Source organism: Azospirillum cavernae (assembly GCF_003590795.1).
Taxonomy (GTDB): Bacteria; Pseudomonadota; Alphaproteobacteria; order Azospirillales; family Azospirillaceae; genus Azospirillum; species Azospirillum cavernae.
In genome coordinates, this window is record NZ_QYUL01000001.1 from 907,035 (window position 1) to 925,744 (window position 18,710).

Genomic DNA, 18,710 nt, shown 5'->3' on the forward strand with positions numbered 1-18,710 from the left:
TGGCCGCCTGTGTTCGCGGTCAGCGCCGTTTCAATCCGGACGCCGCTGAAACACACACTCTATCCATGGGAAACAGACCAAAATCCATGGGAAACAGACCAAAGCGGAAACCGGAATGGCCCGCGACAAGCCCATCCTTGACGGAGTCCGCTATGCCAAGACACTGATCGAGCAGCGAGCAAATCGCTTTTGGGCACCGCAACCCTCAAGCGCATGATCGATCAGGACCGTCAGAACTCCGTCCGTGCCGCCTGAATCAGCAAAAGGGACCATACGTCCAGACGGATCACCCCGCATCAACTCCGTTTTGCATTGCCTGCCCCTCACTCGATGAACAGTTTGCCCTTTTCGCTGCCATGGACGCCCAGCGACTTCAGCTTGCGGTGCAGGGCCGAGCGTTCCATGCCGACGAAGGACGCGGTGCGCGAGATGTTGCCGCCAAAGCGCGTGACCTGGGCCAGCAAATACTCCCGCTCGAACACCTCGCGGGCTTCACGCAGGGGCAGGCCCATGATTTCGCCGCCCTTGTCCCATTTCAGCACGGTCGGGGTGATGGCGCCGATTTCCGGCGGCAGGGTGTCGGCGCGAATCGGCTCCTTCACGTCGCCCTGCGCCATAATCAGCAGCCAATCGACGACGTTGCGCAGTTGGCGGACGTTGCCCGGCCAGTCATAGGCCTGAAGCGCCGCCATCGCGTCCTCGCCGAACTCGCGCACCGGCAGGCCGGAGCCTTCGGCGGAGCGCTGCATGAAGTGGCGGGCCAGATGCGGGATGTCTTCGCGCCGTTCGGTCAGCGACGGCACGCGGATCGGAACCACCGACAGACGGTAGAACAGATCCTGGCGAAATCGCCCCTGGTCGATCTCCGCCTGAAGATCGCGGTTGGAGGTGGCGATCACCCGGACGTCCACCTCGACCCGCTGGCCGCCGCCGACTCGCTCGAACACCTGCTCTTGCAGGGCGCGCACGATCTTGCCCTGGGTTTCCAGCGGCATGTCGGCCACCTCGTCCAACAGCAGCGTGCCGCCATGGGCCTGCTCGAAGGTGCCGATCTTGCGGCCATGGCCGTCCACCCCGGCTTCGGTGCCGAACAGCTCCATCTCCAGCCGTTCCGGGCGCATGGTCGCGCAATTCAGCCCGACGAAGGGGCCGTCGTTGCGACGCGAGCGGGCGTGGATCAGCCGAGCGACCACCTCCTTGCCCGACCCGGCGGGGCCGGTGATCAGCACGCGGCTGCCCGTCGGCGCCACTTTTTCGATGCTCTGGCGCATCTGGTTGACGGCGGAGGAGCGGCCGATCAGCTCGACGTCGCCTCCAGCCCGCAGCTTCAGCTCTTGGTTTTCCCGCTTCAGCCGCGACGCTTCGACCGCGCGTTCGACCATCAGCAGCAAGCGGTCGGCCTTGAAGGGCTTTTCGATGAAGTCGTAGGCGCCGATCTTGATCGCCTGGACGGCGGTTTCGATGTTGCCATGACCGGAAATCATGATGACGGGCAAATTCGCGTGGTCGCGCATCAACTGCTCAAGAATTTGCAAACCGTCCAGTCGGCTGCCCTGGAGCCAGATGTCGAGCACCACCAGACTGGGCCGTCGCGCCGACACCTGGGCAAAGGCTTGATCGGCGTCGGCGGCCTCGCGCGTCTTGATGCCTTCGTCGTTCAGGATGCCGGCGATCAGCATCCGAATGTCGGCCTCGTCATCGACGATCAGAATGTCATGCGCCATGGGCCGCGTGCCTCATCTCTCCGCCGGTCTCCGCCGGCCTGTCGTCGCGCCCGGCGGCGTTCGCCACGGTCGCAACAGGGTGCGGAATCACCAAAGCCACGCGTGCGCCGGGGCCGCTCTCGCGGTCGCTCAGCGTCAACGCGCCGCCATGGTCTTCCATGATCTTCTTGACGATGGCCAGCCCAAGGCCGGTGCCTTTGGCCCGCGTCGTCACATAGGGTTCGGTCAGCCGGTCGCGCTGCTCGTCGGTCGGCAGACCCCTGCCGTTGTCCTCGATGGTCAGCGTGACCTTTTCGTCGTCGCTCGCCACCGTGATCGACACCTCGCCGCCCGGCAGGGGCGCGCCATCGGCGGAGAGCGCGCGGCCTTCGATGGCGTCGGCGGCGTTCTGCAACAGGTTGGTCAGCGCCTGGGAAATCTGGCGGCTGTCGCAGGCCACCGTCAGCGGCCCCGGCGGCAAACGGGTGTCAAAGCGGATGCTGCCGCTGTGCGCGCTGGATTGCAGGAACACCGCCTGCCGAACCAGATCGTTGATGTTGCAGGGCTTCATCACCGGCTGCGGCATCCGCGCGAAGGCGGAAAATTCATCCACCATGCGCCGGATGTCGTCCACCTGCCGGACGATGGTGTCCGTGCACATGGTGAACACCTCGGTGTCGCTGGTGATTTCCTTCAGATATTTGCGGCGCAGACGCTCGGCGGACAGTTGAATCGGCGTCAGCGGATTCTTGATCTCGTGCGCGATGCGCCGCGCCACGTCAGCCCAGGCCGCCTTGCGTTGGGCCGACACCAGTTCGGTGATGTCGTCGAAGGTCACGACATAGCCGCGCACCTCGCCGCCACGCCCTTCCGCCGCGATGCGGACCAGCAGGGTGAGGGTGGCGGAACCGGGGCGGCGCAACTGGATCTGGTCCTGCACCACGCGGCCCGGTCGTTTGGGCGCGTTTTCCAGCAGATCGGCCATGTCCGGCGACAGATCGACCAGAGCGACGCCCATCAGCGTTTCGGGATCCTCGACACCCAACAGGCGCGCCGCCGACAGGTTCGGCAGATTGATCCGTCCGGCCCCGTCCAACCCCAGCACGCCCGCCGACACGCCCGCCAGCACGGTTTCGGTGAAGCGCCGCCGCTCGTCCAACAAGCGGTTGGTGGAGAGCAGCTCGCGCCGCTGCCCCTCGATCTCGGTGGTCATGCGGTTGAAGGCGCGGGACAGCAGGACGAAATCATCCTCGCCCGGCGGTTCCGTCACCCGAACGGTCAAATCACCGGCGCGCACCCGCTCCGCCGCGCCAATCAGGGCGCTGATCGGGCGGGCCAGCCGCGTGGCGAAGTTCAACCCGGCCCACACCGCCGCCAGCAGCAGCAGCAGCGCCACCACCAGGAAAATCAGAGTGAAGGTGATTTGCAGGCTGCCGCGCTGGTTTTCCAGATCGGCGTATTCCTTCACCGCCCCTTGCGCGGCGGCCATGTGGGAGAGCACGCGCGGCTCGACCATCCGACCGACATAGAGGAAACTGTCGGACACCCGGTCCAACCCGATGAGCGCCCGCACGCGGTCGTCGTTTTCGCTGACGATCAACACCACCTCGCCACGCCGGGCGATCTGGAGCTTTTCCTCCGGGATCGGGTCGAATTCCAACGTGAAGGTGTAGCCGGAGCGGGCGATGATGGCGCCGGTGGTGCCGTTGAAGACGATGGCCTCCGACAGCGCGCGCAGCATGGATTGGGTGGCGACGATCTGCTCAAACCGCTGCGGATCGCTCGACAGGCGCGCTTCCTGCGACAGGTCGTTCGCCATCGCCAGCGCGTCGGCGCGGATGTTTTGCTGGTGTTCGTGCAGATAGGCGCTGGCGACGACCAGCGACTCGTTGACCGCCGTGCGCACCCGGTCGCTGAACCAGCTTTGCACCCCGACGTAGAAAAAGATGGTGGAAAACACCGCCATGATGATGGCGGGAGCCACCGCCAGCAGGCTGAAGACCAGAACCAAACGCGTGTGCAGCCGCGACCCGGCCAAGCCGCGCCGACGCCCCATCCAGATGCCGACGATCCGGCGCGAAATCAGCACGCCCAAGGTGAGCAGCAGGGCCAGATCCAGCGTCAGCAGCAGGGTGACGGTGCGCGGGTTGGATTGGCCGAAGGGGGCGCTTTCCGTCATCGCCGCGTAGGTGGCGAAGCCCGCCGCCAAAGCCGCCAGCGACAAGGCGAAGGCCAGCCGCTTGGTCAGCCCCATGCGCGCCGACCAGCGGAGAAAGCGTTGCCACACTGGGGATGGGTTTTCAGACGTCGTTGGCATGATCCGGCGCTAATCTGTTGCCGGAAAGATACACCTCTGTTGCCGCATTGCCAAGCGACAACAACACGACTTTTCACGAGAGGCTTTGGCCTTCCATCCCCGGCGGCGGTGACGTCAGCGCCAAAGCCTGTCGCAAAAAAGTCACAAGATGCGCGGTGTGAAGTCGTCCTTACTTGATGCCACGCATCACCTGGATGTCGAGGTCGCGGATCTTCTTGCGCAGGGTGTTGCGGTTCAGCCCCAGCATCTGCGCCGCCTTGATCTGGTTGCCGCGCGTCGCCGACAGGCTGAGCGAAATCAAAGGCCGCTCGATCTCGCGCAACACCCGGTCATAGAGGCCGTTGGAAGGGATGCCGTCCTTGTGCGCGGCGAAGTAATCCTTCAGATGGCGTTCGACCGCCGCCGAAAGCCCCTCGCTCTGGGTTTCCTCGACTGGCTGGGCGGCGGGGGTGGCGTCGGCCAACTCGGCCTCCACCACGTCCAGGCTGATGACCTCTTGGGAATAGAGCGCGGCCAGACGGCGGACCAGATTTTCCAGCTCGCGGACGTTGCCGGGCCAGCGGTAACGCTTCAGCCGGTCCATCGCCCCTTGGTCGATGCTCTTGGCGGGCAAACCCTGGCTGATGCCGATGTTGAGGAAATGGCGGACCAGCAGCGGGATGTCCTCCGTCCGCTCGCGCAAGGGCGGCAGACGGATCGGCACGACGCACAGGCGGTAGAACAGATCCTCGCGGAACAAGCCCTGGCGGATCAGCGTGCGCAGATCGCGGTGGGTCGCCGCGATGATGCGGACGTCGGTCTTGATCGGGGTGCGCCCGCCGACCGTGGTGTATTCGCCCTCCTGCAACACGCGCAGCAGGCGGGTTTGCGCCTCCAGCGGCATGTCGCCGATTTCGTCGAGAAACAGGGTGCCGCCCTGGGCCTGCTCGAAGCGCCCGGTCGAGCGGTTGGTCGCCCCGGTGAAGGCCCCCTTCTCATGCCCGAACAGTTCGGATTCGATCAGCTCGCGCGGGATCGCCGCCATGTTGATGGCGACGAAGGCCCCGTTCCGCCGTTTGCCGTAATCATGGAGCGCGCGGGCCACCAGCTCCTTGCCGGTGCCGGACTCGCCGGTGATCATCACCGTCAGGTCGGTGCCCATCAGCCGGGCGAGCACCCGGTAGATTTCCTGCATGGCCGGGGAACGGCCAATCAACGGCAATTGTTCTTCGCCATCGTTCGGATCGTTCACCATCGGCGCGGCGTGGGTGTTGGAATTCAACGCCCGCTCGACGACCGACACCAGCTCCTTCAGGTCAAAGGGCTTGGGCAGATACTCGAACGCCCCACGCTCCGCCGCCTTCAGGGCGGTTATCAGCGTGTTCTGCGCGCTCATCACGATGACGCGCAGCTCGGGCCGCAGTTTCTTGATGCGTGGAATCAGATCCAGGCCGTTTTCATCGGGCATCACCACGTCGGTGATGACCAGATCGCCCTGCCCGTCCGCCACCCAGCGCCACAGGGTGGCGGCGTTGCCGGTGGTGCGCACCTCGTGCCCCAGACGGCCCAGGGCTTGCGTCAGAACGGTGCGGATGGCGCGATCGTCGTCCGCGATCAGGATGGTCGCCGCAGTCATCAACGACCCCCTCGACCGCCCCGGACCAGCGAGACATTGTGGGAAATCTGCGAATCATCATACATGGGCAACGACACCTTGAAGACGGTACGGCGCGGCTGGCTGTCGAACTCGATGGTTCCGCCGTGATCGCCGATGAGTTTCGCCACCAATGCAAGACCAAGGCCAGTTCCGTTCACTTTGCTGGTCACGAACGGATCGAACAGGTTGGACCGCAAGTCTTCGGGAATGCCGTCGCCATTATCCTGGACGGAAACCAGCAACGGCAGATGCAGCCGGGTGTCGCCGCCGGGAAGCGCCATGCGCACCCCCTGCTGATAGGATGTGCTGAGCGTGATCTCGCCGCCTGATTCTGGGGCAGCTTCTGCCGCATTTTTAATCAGATTCAGGAAAACCTGCACAAGTTGGTCGCGATTTCCGTAAACAGCGGGCAAAGATGGGTCATACCGCTCAACAAAGCGTATTTTTCGGGCAAAGCCGCTCTGGGCGACGTTGCGGACATGCTCCAGCACCGTGTGGATGTTGACGTCGGCCCGCTCCAACGGGCGCTCGTCGGAAAACACCTCCATCCGGTTGACCAGGGCGACGATGCGGTCCGCCTCGTCGCAGATCAGCCGGGTCAGCACGCGGTCCTGCTCGTCCGCGTTCTCCTCCAAAAGCTGGGCCGCGCCCCGGATGCCCGACAGCGGGTTTTTCACCTCATGCGCCAGCATCGACGCCATGGCGGTGACGGAGCGGGCGGCGTGGCGATGGGTCAATGAATTGTCGATTTTGCGGGCGATGGACCGCTCATGCACCGTCAGCAGCACATGGTCGGGCGGATCGCCCATGCTGGCCACCTGGACCGTCACATGATGCGGGCCGATGCGCGGAGTGTCGATGATGACACCCTCTTGCGAGACGCGGCGGTTGCCCCGCCGCACCTGCTCGATCAACCCCACCACCGGGCTGTCGGCGGGCAGAAGCTCCGCCAGCGGCATGCCATCCATCGAACTGAAGGACAGGTCGAAAAACTCCTGCGCCTCCAGATTGACGAAGCGGATCTCGTTGGCGGCGTCCACGACCAGAACCGGATCGGGCAGCGTGTTCAGCACCACGGAGGCGTCGATGCGGGGGGCGCGCGGGTTTCCGGCGCGAGTCCGGTTGCGGCTGCGCGTCGGTGCGCCAGTCGGCACAGGATCCATCAGGCGGCCATCCTTTCGATTGCCGGAACGAAAAAATCACGGATGCACTGGCGCACCGCGTCGGGGTCGCCCAAACGGTTGACCTCCTGCCGGAACTCGTTGGAGCCGCGCACGCCGGTGGAATACCAAGCCACATGCTTGCGGGCGACGCGGACGCCGCCATCGATCCCGTAATGGCTGAGCATGGCGTCGAAATGCTCCAACAGCGTCTCCATCCGCTCCAACAGGGATGGATCGGGCAGACGGACGCCGTCTTGCAAATGCCGCATCGCCTGCGCGGGGAACCAGGGGCGGCCATAGGCGCCGCGCCCAATCATGATTCCGTCAGCCCCGGATTCGGCCAGCGCCCGGTCCACATCCTCCAGCGTCGTGATGTCGCCGTTGACGATGACCGGGATCGACACGGCGTCTTTCACCTGACGGACGAAGGTCCAGTCGGCGGAGCCGGTGTAGAACTGGTTGCGGGAGCGGCCATGGACCGTCACCATTTTGATGCCCGCGTTCTCGGCGATGCGGGCCAGCGACGGGGCGTTGCGGTTGCTCTCGTCCCAGCCGGTGCGCATCTTCAAGGTGACGGGGATTTTCACCGCCTTGACCGTCGCCTCCAGGATGCGGGCGGCGTGCCGCTCGTCGCGCATCAGGGACGATCCGGCGTTGCCGTTCACCACTTTTTTAACCGGACAGCCGAAATTCAGGTCGATCAGCGCCGCGCCGCGATCCTCGTTCAGCTTGGCCGCCTCGGCCATCACCTCCGGCTCGCAGCCCGCCAGTTGGACCGCCATCGGAAATTCTTCCGGTTCGGTCTGCACCATGCGCAGGGTTTCGCGGTTCTCGCGGATCATCGCCTGGCTGGCGACCATCTCCGACACGACGAGGCCGCAGCCCGCGCGTTTGACCAGACGCCGAAACGGCAGGTCGGTCACGCCCGACATGGGCGCCAGGATGACGGGTCCGGCGAGCGTGAGAGGGCCGATTTGAAGGGTCATTCGCACCTGCCCGCTTGTTGGGCAAAACAGAAATATGCCGAGGAATTAGGCAACGTAGCACGCAAACGCGCCATTGTGCAAGCGCGAAGCCCGATTCGCGCCGGAGATTGCCGCAAACGTCACGCCCAAGCCGGTTGGCCCAACAGGATGTTGGAGACGAACTTCACCCCCGGATAGGCCAGCGTCAGCAACAGATAGGCGATCAGCACCAGCCGCGCCGCCGTCCGCCCGCGCATGCCGGTGCGGTATTGGGCGAACAGCAGGACGCCGACCACCACGAAGGTCGCCAACGACAGCAGCGTCTTGTGATCGACGCGCAACGGCATCTGTTCGAAATGCAGCACGGCCATGCCGCTCGCGAGACCGACGCCCAACACGACCTCCGACGCCACCAGCAGGGCGACCTGCAAACGCTCGCTCTCCGCCACCGGCGGCAGGAAGCGGGTCAGCGGAGTCGGGCGCTTGCTCTTCAACGCCCGCTCTTGCAGGAAGGCGGCGAGCGAGGCGACGGCGCTCAAGGTCAGCAGGGCGTAGGTGAAGACCGACACGGCGATGTGCAGGTCGATCCACACACCCGGCGCGCCTCCGCGCAACACCGGGGCGGGCGCGTCCTCCGTCAGGGTCGCCAGCGCGCCGACCACCAGCAGATAGGGCAGCAGCAGCGGGGCCAGCCGCCACGCCGCCCGGTGAAAGCGGCTGAGCGGCAGAAACAGCGCCATGCAGGCGGCGACCGTCACCCACAGCGCCGTGGAAAAGCCGGTCTGCCATTGCCCGGCGACCTGAAGAGCCGCCCACATGCCCGGCCCGGCGGCGGCCAACAGCAACGCCCCCCAAAAGGCCCAGCCACGCCCATCCTCCCCCCGACCGGCGACGCGGCGGTAGGGGTAGATCGACGCCGGCAACAGCGCCAGCAAAGCCGTGAGGCTCAAAAGAAAATTCTGCGACATCAGGCCGACCGCGCTCCTGTTTCCCGCTGCCGCGATCCCGAGCGCCGCCCCGATGGGGGCGCGCCGGTCGCGGGTCTTGGCGGAACCACGGCGACAGGCTAGGCTCCGCCGCGATCCCGTCAAGTGTCCTTGACGTCCTTTTACGGTTTGTCCCATGCCCGCCAGCGCGCCCCTGCCCTGCATCGCCCTCATCGTCGCCGGTGGTTCCGGCCAGCGTTTCGGGGCGGAGCGGCCCAAACAATATCTCGACCTGCTCGGCAAACCGATCCTGCGCCACACCTTGGACGCCTTCCTCAACCACCCCCGGATCACCGGCGTGCAGGTGGTGATCGACCCGGCGTGGCGCGCGCAGTATGACCGCGCCGTCGCCGGTCTGACCCTGCCGGAGCCGGTGACGGGCGGCGCGACCCGGCAGGATTCCGTGCGCAACGGGCTGGAGGCGCTGGCCGCGCTGGCCGCCCCGCCCGCCCGCGTGCTGATCCACGACGCCGCCCGCCCGTTGACCGACGCGGCGACCATCGGCGCCGTCATCGACGCGCTGGACGAGACGCCTGGCGCCGTCGCCGCCGTTCCGGTGGCCGACACGCTCAAACGCGGCGCCCAAGGGCTGGTCGGGGCCACGGTGGACCGCGACGGGCTGTGGCGGGCGCAGACCCCGCAGGGCTTCCGCTTCGCCGACATTCTGGGCGCCCACCGCGCCGCCGCCGGGCTGGCCCTGACCGACGACGCGGCGGTCGCCGAACAGGCCGGGTTGCCGGTGCGCCTCATCCCCGCCAAAGAGGACAATTTCAAGGTGACGACCCCCGATGATCTGACCCGCGCCGCCCGCGTCCTGATGGCTGAGCTGGGCGACATCCGCACCGGCACGGGCTTTGACGTTCACCGCTTCACCGAGGGGGATTTCGTCACGCTGTGCGGCCTGCGCGTGCCGCACGACCAGGGGCTGGACGGCCATTCCGACGCCGACGTCGGGCTGCACGCGCTGACCGACGCTCTTTTGGGCGCGCTGGCCGCCGGGGACATCGGCAGCCATTTTCCGCCCAGCGATCCGCGTTGGCGCGGGGCCGACAGCGCCCGATTCCTGCGCCACGCCGCCGACCTTGTGGCCGAACGCGGCGGGATCATCGCCCACGCCGACGTCACCATCATTTGCGAGCGCCCCAAAGTCGGCCCGCACCGCGCGGCGATGGCCGCCCGGATCGCCGACATTTTGGGAATCGCCGAGAACCGCGTCAGCGTAAAGGCGACGACCACCGAACGGCTGGGCTTCACCGGGCGCGGCGAGGGAATCGCCGCCCAGGCGGTCGCCACCATCCGCCTTCCGGGGTGATGGTCAATGGCGCGCCGGGATGGCTTCCGGGATCGCCGACAATCGGGTTAGAGCGCCGTGCGCCAAATCTGAAACAGCACAGCGCTCTAAGCTTTGATTTAGCGAGCGGATTCACGCTTCAAATCGATTCCGATTTTACGCGATCCGCTCTAGACTGCCGTTGCGTTGAAAAAACGTTCCCGGAGAAGAGCTTCCATGTTCCCCGATCTCATCCGCGATCTCGCCGCCCAGACGCTCGCCGAATATGGGTTGTCCGGCTACATGCTGGCGACGGCGGAATCCTGCACGGGCGGGTTGATCGCCGGGGCGCTGACCGACATCGCCGGATCGTCAAAGGTGGTGGATCGCGGCTTCGTCACCTACACCAACATCGCCAAGACGGAAATGCTGCGGGTGCCCGCCAGCCTGCTGCACGCCCATGGCGCCGTCAGCCCGGAGGTGGCGGTGGCCATGGCGGTGGGGGCCTTGGCGCGCTCGCGCGCCGACGTGACGGTGGCGGTGACGGGAATCGCCGGGCCGGACGGCGGAACCCCGGAAAAGCCGGTTGGCCGCGTCTACATCGCCACCGCCGTGCGCGGCGGCGACGCGCGGGCCAAGGAATACACCTTCCCCGGCGACCGCAGCGCCGTGCGACTGGCGACGGTGCAGGCGGCGTTGGAGCGGCTGCGTCTCGCCCGGCCGACGGGAAGCTTCCGATAAGGAGTCTCAGCGCTCAGGCGGGCGGCCGTAAAGCTGATCGGCCCGCGTCTCGAAGGCCTGGACCATGCGGCGCACCGCCTCGTTGAACAGCAGGCCCATGATTTTTTGCAGCATTTTGGAGCGGAATTCGAAATCGACGTAGAAATCGACGCAGCAGCCGCCCTCATGCTCCAGGAAAATCCAGTGGTTGTTCAGATACTGGAACGGCCCGTCGGTGTACTGAACGTTGATGCGGCTTTCGGCCTCGTTCAGTTCGACCCGTGAGGTGAAGCGTTCGCGGACCATCTTGAAACCGATGATGAGGTCCGCGAACATCACGACGCCTTCGCGCTTGCGGATGCGGGACGCCAAACACCAGGGCAGAAATTCGGGATATTTCTCCACATCGGCGACCAGCGCGTACATTTGCTGCGGCGTGTAGGGAAGTATCTTCTTTTCCGCGTGCGTCGGCATTCCCGTACCCTGTCCTGTCCCTTATCCCGCCGCGATCCCCAGCTTGCGCAGCCGGGCGTCCCGCAGCTTTTCGAAATCGGCGCCCGCGTGGTAGGACGAGCGCGTCAAGGGCGACGACGCCACCAGCAGGAAGCCCTTGCCACGGCCCACCGTCGAATAGCCGTCGAATTCCTCCGGCGTCACGAAGCGGTCAACCGCCACATGCTTGGGCGTCGGCTGGAGATACTGCCCAATCGTCAAAAAGTCCACATCGGCGGCGCGCAGATCATCCATCACCTGCCCGACCTCCTCCTTCGTCTCGCCCAGACCGGCCATCATGCCGGATTTGGTGAAGATCGTCGGATCCAGCTCCTTCACCCGCGCCAGCAATTGCAGCGAGGTGAAATAGCGGGCGCCCGGACGGATCGTCGGGTACAGGCGCGGAACGGTTTCCAGATTGTGGTTGAACACGTCGGGCTTGGCGGCGACCACCACCTCCAACGCGCCCTTCTTCTTCTGGAAATCGGGCGTCAGGATTTCAATCGTGGTGTTGGGCGAGGCGGCGCGCACGGCGCGGATGGTGCGGGCGAAATGCTCCGCCCCGCCATCGTCCAGATCGTCACGGTCCACCGAGGTGATGACGACGTGGTGCAGCTTCAACTGACCGACGGCCTCCGCCACCTTCTCCGGCTCATGCGGGTCGAGCTTGTCGGGGCGTCCGGTCTCGACGTTGCAGAAGGCGCAGCCGCGCGTGCAGATCGCGCCCAAGATCATGAAGGTGGCGTGCTTCTGCTTCCAGCATTCGCCGATGTTCGGGCAGGCCGCCTCTTCGCAGACGGTGTTCAGCTTGAGGCCGCGCATCAGGCTGCGGGTCTCGTTGTATTCCTGGCTCATCGGCGCCTTGACGCGAATCCAGGCGGGCTTGCGCTGGATCGGGTTGTCGGGCTTGTGGGCCTTTTCGGGGTGGCGCGGCTTTTCGGTCTGGTCGACGAGGGACATGGCTGAAAGACTCCCGACGGCCGACGACAGGGCGGCCCCGAAGGAATGAACGGAAAAAGCGGTCAGACCCGCCCTTCAGGCGGAAACAGCTCGGGCGGATAGGCCGGATCGCGCGCCCGGTCAAGGGTGAACGCGACCTGTCCAGACCCGCAGACGCCCATTCCCATCACAGCGTCATGCCCGGCGCAAGGGCCGGGCATGACGTCGCGACGAAAGAACGGCGATCCTAAGCCTGTTTAGAAGTGGATCGCGCGGCCATAGGCATCAAGGACCGACTCATGCATCATTTCCGACAGGGTCGGGTGCGGGAACACCGTGTGCATCAGTTCGGCCTCGGTCGTCTCCATGGTCTTGGCGACGCCGTAACCCTGGATCAGCTCCGTGACCTCGGCCCCGATCATGTGGGCGCCGAGCAATTCGCCGGTCTTGGCGTCGAAGATGGTCTTGACCAGACCCTCCGGTTCGCCAAGCGCGATGGCCTTGCCGTTGCCCATGAAGGGGAAGCGACCGACCTTCAGCTCATACCCCAGCTCCTTGGCCTTCTTCTCCGTCAGGCCGACCGAGGCGACCTGGGGATGGGAATAGGTGCAGCCGGGGATGTTGCGGACGTTCAGCGGGTGTGGATGCTTGCCCGCGATGTGTTCCGCGACGATCACGCCCTCGTGGCTGGCCTTGTGGGCGAGCCAGGGCGCGCCGGTGACGTCGCCGATGGCGTACACGCCCGGCTCGTCCGTCTCGCAATATTGGTTGGCCAGGATGTGGCCACGGTCGGTCTTGACCTTGGTGGTTTCCAGCCCGAGATTTTCGGTGTTCGGTGAGATGCCGACGGCGACGATCACGCGGTCCACCGTGATGTCTTCGATCTTGCCGCCATGCTCGACGGCGACCGTCACGTTGTCGGCGCCCTTGCGCAGGTTCCCGGCCTTGCCGCCGGTGATGACGCGCATCCCCTGCTTTTCAAACGCCTTGCGGGCGAGGCCGGAGATTTCCTCATCCTCAACCGGGAGGATGCGGTCCATCACCTCGACCACCGTCACCTTGGCGCCCAGCGCGTTGTAGAAGCTGGCGAACTCGATGCCGATGGCGCCCGAGCCGATGACCAGCAGCGACTTCGGCATGACGTCGGGCGTCATCGCCTTGCGGTAGGTCCAGACCAGCTTGCCGTCGTCTTCCAGGCCGGGCAGCGTGCGGGCGCGGGCGCCCGTCGCGATGATGATGTGCTTGGCCCCAAAGGTGCCGACCGGAGCCGATCCCTTCGTCACCGCCACCAGGCCCTTGCCCGCCAGCTTGGCGGCGCCCTCGATGACCGTGACCTTGTTCTTCTTCAACAGATGCTTGACGCCGCCGTTGAGCTGACCGGCGACCTTGCGCGAGCGCTGGACGACCTTGTCCAGGTCGAAGGTCGGGTTCTGCACGACCAGACCGTAATCGGCGGCGTGTTTGGCCAGATGCAGCACTTCGGCCGAGCGCAGCAGCGCCTTGGTCGGAATGCAGCCCCAGTTCAGGCAGATGCCGCCGAGGTTTTCACGCTCGATGACGGCGGTGTGCAGGCCAAGCTGCGCGGCGCGGATCGCCGCCACGTAACCGCCCGGCCCGCCGCCGATGACGATGACGTCGTAATTCATGTCGGCCAAGGGTGTTCTCCCCATTCAGGAGCGAGGCGCGTCCTGGGTTCCGGCGGCAAAGATGCCCTCTTCGACCCGGCACGCCTCGTCGATGATCGTCTGGTACAGGGTGGCCATGAAAGCCGGATCCAGGCCATGCGCCTTGCCGCGCTCCGCCGCCCGCGCCTTGACCGCTTCGACGCGGTCGGGCAGGACGGCGGGCAAGCCTTCCGCCTGTTTCACCACGGCGACGCGGTGGACGACGGACAGGCGTTTTCCCAGCAACGCGACGATCTCGTCGTCGATGGCGTCGATCTCGGCGCGCAGCGGGGCAAGGCTGTTGGACAAGTTCCGGCTCCCTCGGTCTGGTTACAGCAGCATCGACAACGGATCCTCGACCAGCTTCTTGAAAGCCGCAAGGAATTCCGCGCCGACCGCGCCGTCCACCACGCGGTGATCGACCGACAGGGTGCAGCTCATCACCGTGGCGACGGCCAACGCGCCGTTCTTCACCACCGGACGCTGTTCGCCCGCGCCCACCGCCAGGATGCAGCCCTGGGGCGGGTTGATGATCGCCGCGAACTCCTTCACCCCGAACATGCCGAGGTTGGAGATCGAGAAGGTGCCGCCCTGGAACTCTTCCGGCTTCAGCTTGCCGTCGCGGGCGCGCTTGGCCAGATCCTTCATCTCGGACGAGATTTGGGCCAGACCCTTGCCCTCGGCCTTCTTGATGATCGGGGTGATCAGGCCGGTCGGGGTGGCGACCGCCACCGACACGTCGGCGTGGTCATATTGCAGGATCGCCTCGTCGGTCCAGGCGGCGTTGGCCGCCGGAACCTTCTTCAGCGCCAGCGCGACCGCGCGGATGACGAAATCGTTGACCGACAGCTTGTAGGCGTCCGACCGGCTGTTCAGCTCCGTCCGCGTCTTCAACAGAGCGTCGAGTTCGATGTCGACGGTCAGGTAGAAGTGCGGGACGGTCTGCTTGGCCTCGCCCAGACGACGGGCGATGACCTTGCGCATGCCGCTGTTCGGGATGGCCGTGTAGGTCATGCCGAGCTTGTCGGACAGATCCTTCGCGTCCACGCCAGCGGCCTTCGGGGCCGGAGCGGCGGCGACCGGGGCCGGAGCCGCGACCGGAGCGGCGGCGGCGACCGGAGTCGCAACGGCCTTCGCCGGACCGGCGGCCTTGGCGGCCTCCACGTCGGCCTTGACGATCCGGCCGTTCGGGCCGGTGCCCTTAACCAACTTCAGGTCAACGCCCGCCTGTTCGGCGATGCGGCGGGCCAGCGGGCTGGCGAACACGCGCGCTCCCGTCGCCGGAGCGGCGGCGGGAGCCGTCGCCGCGACCGGAGCCGCAACGGCGGCGACCGGGGCAGCGACCGGAGCCGCAACGGCAACCGGGGCTGGAGCGGCGGACAAGGCGCTGTCGTCCTCGCCCTCTTCCAGCAGGATGGCGATGGGGGTGTTCACCGCCACGCCCTGGGTTCCGGCGGGAACCAGGATCTTGCCCAAACGGCCTTCCTCGACCGCTTCGACTTCCATCGTCGCCTTGTCGGTTTCGATCTCGGCGAGAACGTCGCCGGACTTCACCGTGTCGCCTTCCTTCTTCAGCCACTTGGCGAGGTTGCCCTCGGTCATCGTGGGGGAGAGGGCGGGCATCAGAATCTGAACGGTCATCGTGTCAGCCCTCCTCTCAACGGTAGCAGGCGCGCTTGGCGGCCTTGACGATGTCGTCCACCTGCGGCAACGCCAATTTTTCCAGATTGGCGGCGTAGGGCATCGGCACGTCCAGACCGGCCACGCGGATCACCGGCGCGTCGAGATAATCAAACGCCTGCTCCATCATCAGCGCGGCCATTTCAGAGCCGATGCCGGCAAACGGCCAGCCTTCTTCGACCGAGACCAGACGGTTGGTCTTCTTGACGCTGTTGACGATGGTCGCGGTGTCGAGCGGACGGATCGTGCGCAGGTTGATCACCTCCGCGTCGATGCCCTCCTTGGCCAGAATCTCGGCGGCGGCCAGCGCGTGACCGACCATGATCGAGAAGGCGGTGATGGTCACGTCCTTGCCGGGACGCTCGATCTTGGCCTTGCCGATGGGCAGCACGAACTCTTCGTCGTCGGGAACCTCGAAGCTCTGGCCGTAGAGGATCTCGTTTTCCAGGAAGACGACCGGGTTCGGATCGCGGATCGCCGCCTTCAACAGGCCCTTGGCGTCCGACGCCGACCAGGGGGCGATGACCTTCAGACCCGGACAATGGGCGTACCAGGAGGCGTAGCACTGCGAATGCTGCGCGCCGACGCGGGCGGCGGCGCCGTTCGGGCCACGGAACACGATGGGGCTGCCCATCTGGCCGCCCGACATGTAGAGCGTCTTGGCGGCGGAGTTGATGATGTGGTCAATCGCCTGCATGGCGAAGTTGAACGTCATGAACTCGACGATCGGACGCAGGCCCTTGAAGGACGCGCCGACGCCCAAACCGGCGAAGCCGATTTCGGTGATCGGCGTGTCGATGACGCGGCTGTCGCCAAATTCCTGCAACAGGCCCTGCGTGACCTTGTAGGCGCCCTGATACTGGGCGACCTCTTCGCCCATGACGAACACCTTGTCGTCACGGCGCATTTCCTCGGCCATCGCGTCGCGCAGCGCTTCGCGAACCGTGCGCTTGGTGGTCTTGGCGAAGAACTTGTCCTCGTCCGACTCCGGCGCGGCGATGGGGGCCGCCGGAACCGTCGGCGCGGCGGCGACCGGAGCGGCTTCCGCCACGACCGGGGCCGGAGCGGCGGCGGGGGCCGGAGCCGCGCTCTTGCTCAGCGCGCTGTCGTCCTCGCCCTCTTCCAACAGGATGGCGATGGGGGTGTTCACCGCCACATTGTCGGTGCCTTCGGCGATCAGGATCTTGCCGACGCGGCCTTCATCGACCGCCTCGACTTCCATCGTCGCCTTGTCGGTTTCGATCTCGGCGAGGACGTCGCCGGACTTCACCGAATCACCTTCTTTTTTCAGCCATTTCGCCAGCTTCCCCTCGGTCATGGTGGGGGACAGGGCTGGCATGAGCACTTCGATCGGCATTCCTCAACCTCCGGCGGCGCGGGGAGTCCGGTTTCCCGTCCCTCTGGCGCCGCTCCCGCTGTTCGTTGATCGTCTAGGATTAGAGGAGGACGTCGGTCCACAGCTCCGACGGATCCGGCTCGGGGCTTTGCTGGGCGAATTCAGCCGATTCGATCACGATGGCTTTCACCTCGCGGTCGATTTCCTTCAGCTTCTCTTCGTCGGCGTGGCCGCCCGCCAGCAATTTGGCCTTGAGCTGGTCGATGGGGTCGGATTCCGACCGCATCTTCTCGACCTCTTCCTTCGTCCGATACTTGGCCGGATCGGACATCGAGTGACCACGGTAGCGGTAGGTCTTCATTTCCAGAATGACCGGGCCGTTGCCTTCGCGGATGTAGTTCACCCACTGGTCGGCGGCGGCCTTGACCTCGAGAACGTCCATGCCGTTCACTTGGTAGCCCGGAATGCCGTAGGACGCGCCGCGCTGGTGCAGTTCGCCCGCCGAGGCGCGCTCCTGCGAGGTGCCCATGGCGTATTTGTTGTTTTCAATGACGAAGAGCACCGGCAGCTTCCACAGCGCCGCCATGTTGAAGCTCTCGTAAACCTGACCCTGGTTGATCGCGCCGTCGCCGCAATAGACCGCCGAGACGCCGCCATCCTTCAGGTATTTGTGCGCGAAGGCCAGGCCGGTCCCCAACGGAACCTGACCGCCGACGATGCCGTGGCCGCCGTAGAAATTCTTTTCGCGGCTGAACATGTGCATCGAGCCGCCCTTGCCGTGGGAGTAGCCCCCACGACGCCCGGTCAGCTCGGCCATCACGCCCTTGGCGTCCATGCCGCAGGCCAGCATGTGGCCGTGGTCACGGTAGCTGGTGATGACGCTGTCGCCTTCGTTCAGCGCGGACTGGATGCCGACGACGACGGCCTCCTGGCCGATGTAGAGATGGCAGAAGCCGCCGATCAGGCCCATGCCATAGAGCTGGCCCGCCTTCTCTTCAAAGCGGCGGATCAGCAGCATCTCGCGGTAATAATGAAGCAGCTCTTCGGACGAGACGGCTTGAGCGGGCGCAGACTCAGTTTGCGCCTTGGGACGGCGTCGGGACGCGGCCATGTTTCCTCCCCAGGGTTCACGCGGCGACGGTCTTGAGACAACCGTCGTCGCCGTACGTTGCGGGCGACAGAAAACCCGCACCGGAAGCGGCTATGGCGCGCACACTACACGAGCTTTACAGCCCGCGCAAACATCTGTTTTTTAAGGCGGATTTCTGATTAACCGATATTCGGTTAATTGACTGATTTGGGCCGCTTCTCCACGACCGCCTCGTTGGCGTCGTACAGTTTGGGCAGCGTCACAACCACGTCGCGCGCGTTGGACAGGTTCAACATCGACCGCGCGCGTTCGTCCAGCATGTCGCGATCCAGATTGTCGCCGCGCAGCAATTGGGCGCGCCGCTCCATCCGTTCCCGCTCGGTCTTGAGCTGTTGCAGCACCGCTTCGGCCTGGGCGATTTCGCTCTTGATCTGCTTCATGGCGACCAAGCCGCGATCGCCATGGATCGCGTAGTAGGCGAAATAGGTCACGACGCAGGCGCACACCCCCGGCACGATGGCCTGACGGAGCGCGCTTTTGGCGGCGCGGGCGAGGGAGTCGGCGAGGGAGGTCATCATCGTCATGGTGACTCAATGGAGCCACAGACGCTTTCCGCTGGTCAAACAAAAAGACACGAAAATCAGCGCTCTGCGCCGGTCTTGTTCGTCGCGCCCCCAGTAATGGTGGCGCGGCGGAAAAGACCCACAAGGCGACCGGCTTCACCCAATGACGCGGCGCAACAAAAACCA

Annotated in this window: 16 protein-coding genes; 2 read left to right on the top strand and 14 right to left on the bottom strand. The window is 65.5% G+C overall.

All coding sequences use genetic code 11. The features are described 5' to 3' along the window. Positions 1 to 323 precede the first annotated feature (323 nt). From ntrX to D3877_RS04305, 6 genes are all read right to left on the bottom strand, one after another. The gene (gene ntrX, locus D3877_RS04280; RefSeq protein ID WP_119829491.1) at positions 324 to 1,724 is read right to left on the bottom strand and encodes a nitrogen assimilation response regulator NtrX; all 1,401 of its coding nucleotides are present in this window, start codon (positions 1,722 to 1,724) and stop codon (positions 324 to 326) included. Then, positions 1,714 to 4,020 carry a sensor histidine kinase NtrY-like gene (locus tag D3877_RS04285; protein ID WP_119829492.1) on the bottom strand — a complete coding sequence of 769 codons (2,307 nt, stop codon included), beginning with the start codon at positions 4,018 to 4,020 and terminating at the stop codon, positions 1,714 to 1,716. Before D3877_RS04285 ends, ntrX begins: the two co-directional genes overlap by 11 nt. A gap of 169 nt (positions 4,021 to 4,189) precedes the next feature. Further along, entirely contained in the window at positions 4,190 to 5,635 is a 1,446-nt protein-coding gene (gene ntrC, locus D3877_RS04290) for a nitrogen regulation protein NR(I) (protein WP_119829493.1), read from the bottom strand. Then, positions 5,635 to 6,819: a two-component system sensor histidine kinase NtrB gene (locus D3877_RS04295; protein WP_119829494.1), complete on the bottom strand. Its 1,185-nt coding sequence runs from the start codon at positions 6,817 to 6,819 to the stop codon at positions 5,635 to 5,637. The genes ntrC and D3877_RS04295 overlap by 1 nt, the downstream gene beginning before the upstream one ends. Beyond that, positions 6,819 to 7,805 (bottom strand): tRNA dihydrouridine synthase DusB, encoded by a 987-nt coding sequence (dusB, locus tag D3877_RS04300; RefSeq protein ID WP_119829495.1) that lies wholly within the window; start codon positions 7,803 to 7,805, stop codon positions 6,819 to 6,821. Before dusB ends, D3877_RS04295 begins: the two co-directional genes overlap by 1 nt. Positions 7,806 to 7,924: 119 nt before the next feature. Then, positions 7,925 to 8,752: a cytochrome C assembly family protein gene (locus D3877_RS04305; protein WP_119829496.1), complete on the bottom strand. Its 828-nt coding sequence runs from the start codon at positions 8,750 to 8,752 to the stop codon at positions 7,925 to 7,927. 154 nt (positions 8,753 to 8,906) lie between these two features. On the opposite strand from D3877_RS04305, the gene D3877_RS04310 reads away from it, so the two are divergent. Both D3877_RS04310 and D3877_RS04315 read left to right on the top strand, forming a co-directional pair. After that, the gene (locus D3877_RS04310) at positions 8,907 to 10,082 is read left to right on the top strand and encodes a bifunctional 2-C-methyl-D-erythritol 4-phosphate cytidylyltransferase/2-C-methyl-D-erythritol 2,4-cyclodiphosphate synthase (protein WP_119829497.1); all 1,176 of its coding nucleotides are present in this window, start codon (positions 8,907 to 8,909) and stop codon (positions 10,080 to 10,082) included. 195 nt (positions 10,083 to 10,277) lie between these two features. Further along, positions 10,278 to 10,781 carry a CinA family protein gene (locus D3877_RS04315; RefSeq protein ID WP_119829498.1) on the top strand — a complete coding sequence of 168 codons (504 nt, stop codon included), beginning with the start codon at positions 10,278 to 10,280 and terminating at the stop codon, positions 10,779 to 10,781. A 6-nt stretch (positions 10,782 to 10,787) separates the two neighbouring features. Here D3877_RS04315 and D3877_RS04320 read toward each other — a convergent pair whose 3' ends face one another. The 8 genes from D3877_RS04320 to D3877_RS04355 all read right to left on the bottom strand — a co-directional run bounded on the left by D3877_RS04320 (position 10,788) and on the right by D3877_RS04355 (position 18,545). Then, complete coding sequence (locus D3877_RS04320; RefSeq protein ID WP_119829499.1) at positions 10,788 to 11,234, bottom strand: type II toxin-antitoxin system RatA family toxin; 447 nt, start codon at positions 11,232 to 11,234, stop codon at positions 10,788 to 10,790. Between the two features lie 21 nt (positions 11,235 to 11,255). Continuing rightward, a complete protein-coding gene (gene lipA, locus D3877_RS04325; protein WP_119829500.1) occupies positions 11,256 to 12,212 on the bottom strand; it encodes a lipoyl synthase in 957 nt (318 codons plus the stop codon). Between the two features lie 236 nt (positions 12,213 to 12,448). Continuing rightward, positions 12,449 to 13,846: a dihydrolipoyl dehydrogenase gene (gene lpdA / locus D3877_RS04330; protein ID WP_119829501.1), complete on the bottom strand. Its 1,398-nt coding sequence runs from the start codon at positions 13,844 to 13,846 to the stop codon at positions 12,449 to 12,451. 15 nt (positions 13,847 to 13,861) lie between these two features. Beyond that, positions 13,862 to 14,164 (bottom strand): chorismate mutase, encoded by a 303-nt coding sequence (locus D3877_RS04335; protein ID WP_119829502.1) that lies wholly within the window; start codon positions 14,162 to 14,164, stop codon positions 13,862 to 13,864. Between the two features lie 21 nt (positions 14,165 to 14,185). Further along, on the bottom strand, positions 14,186 to 15,496 hold the full coding sequence (locus tag D3877_RS04340; protein ID WP_119829503.1) for a pyruvate dehydrogenase complex dihydrolipoamide acetyltransferase: 1,311 nt from the start codon (positions 15,494 to 15,496) through the stop codon (positions 14,186 to 14,188). Positions 15,497 to 15,512: 16 nt separating this feature from the next. After that, entirely contained in the window at positions 15,513 to 16,892 is a 1,380-nt protein-coding gene (locus D3877_RS04345; RefSeq protein ID WP_119829504.1) for a pyruvate dehydrogenase complex E1 component subunit beta, read from the bottom strand. A 79-nt stretch (positions 16,893 to 16,971) separates the two neighbouring features. Beyond that, positions 16,972 to 17,982 (bottom strand): pyruvate dehydrogenase (acetyl-transferring) E1 component subunit alpha, encoded by a 1,011-nt coding sequence (pdhA, locus tag D3877_RS04350; protein ID WP_199720694.1) that lies wholly within the window; start codon positions 17,980 to 17,982, stop codon positions 16,972 to 16,974. A 173-nt stretch (positions 17,983 to 18,155) separates the two neighbouring features. Further along, entirely contained in the window at positions 18,156 to 18,545 is a 390-nt protein-coding gene (locus D3877_RS04355; RefSeq protein ID WP_119829505.1) for an FtsB family cell division protein, read from the bottom strand. Between the last annotated feature and the right edge of the window lie 165 nt (positions 18,546 to 18,710).

What these genes read in the sequence shown, in the direction of transcription:
- ntrX (WP_119829491.1), bottom strand. Translation starts at nt 1,724, where the DNA reads ATGGCGCATGACATTCTGATCGTCGATGACGAGGCCGACATTCGGATG.
- D3877_RS04285 (WP_119829492.1), bottom strand. Translation starts at nt 4,020, where the DNA reads ATGCCAACGACGTCTGAAAACCCATCCCCAGTGTGGCAACGCTTTCTC.
- ntrC (WP_119829493.1), bottom strand. Translation starts at nt 5,635, where the DNA reads ATGACTGCGGCGACCATCCTGATCGCGGACGACGATCGCGCCATCCGC.
- D3877_RS04295 (WP_119829494.1), bottom strand. Translation starts at nt 6,819, where the DNA reads ATGGATCCTGTGCCGACTGGCGCACCGACGCGCAGCCGCAACCGGACT.
- dusB (WP_119829495.1), bottom strand. Translation starts at nt 7,805, where the DNA reads ATGACCCTTCAAATCGGCCCTCTCACGCTCGCCGGACCCGTCATCCTG.
- D3877_RS04305 (WP_119829496.1), bottom strand. Translation starts at nt 8,752, where the DNA reads ATGTCGCAGAATTTTCTTTTGAGCCTCACGGCTTTGCTGGCGCTGTTG.
- D3877_RS04310 (WP_119829497.1), top strand. Translation starts at nt 8,907, where the DNA reads ATGCCCGCCAGCGCGCCCCTGCCCTGCATCGCCCTCATCGTCGCCGGT.
- D3877_RS04315 (WP_119829498.1), top strand. Translation starts at nt 10,278, where the DNA reads ATGTTCCCCGATCTCATCCGCGATCTCGCCGCCCAGACGCTCGCCGAA.
- D3877_RS04320 (WP_119829499.1), bottom strand. Translation starts at nt 11,234, where the DNA reads ATGCCGACGCACGCGGAAAAGAAGATACTTCCCTACACGCCGCAGCAA.
- lipA (WP_119829500.1), bottom strand. Translation starts at nt 12,212, where the DNA reads ATGTCCCTCGTCGACCAGACCGAAAAGCCGCGCCACCCCGAAAAGGCC.
- D3877_RS04340 (WP_119829503.1), bottom strand. Translation starts at nt 15,496, where the DNA reads ATGACCGTTCAGATTCTGATGCCCGCCCTCTCCCCCACGATGACCGAG.
- D3877_RS04345 (WP_119829504.1), bottom strand. Translation starts at nt 16,892, where the DNA reads ATGCCGATCGAAGTGCTCATGCCAGCCCTGTCCCCCACCATGACCGAG.
- pdhA (WP_199720694.1), bottom strand. Translation starts at nt 17,982, where the DNA reads ATGGCCGCGTCCCGACGCCGTCCCAAGGCGCAAACTGAGTCTGCGCCC.
- D3877_RS04355 (WP_119829505.1), bottom strand. Translation starts at nt 18,545, where the DNA reads ATGACGATGATGACCTCCCTCGCCGACTCCCTCGCCCGCGCCGCCAAA.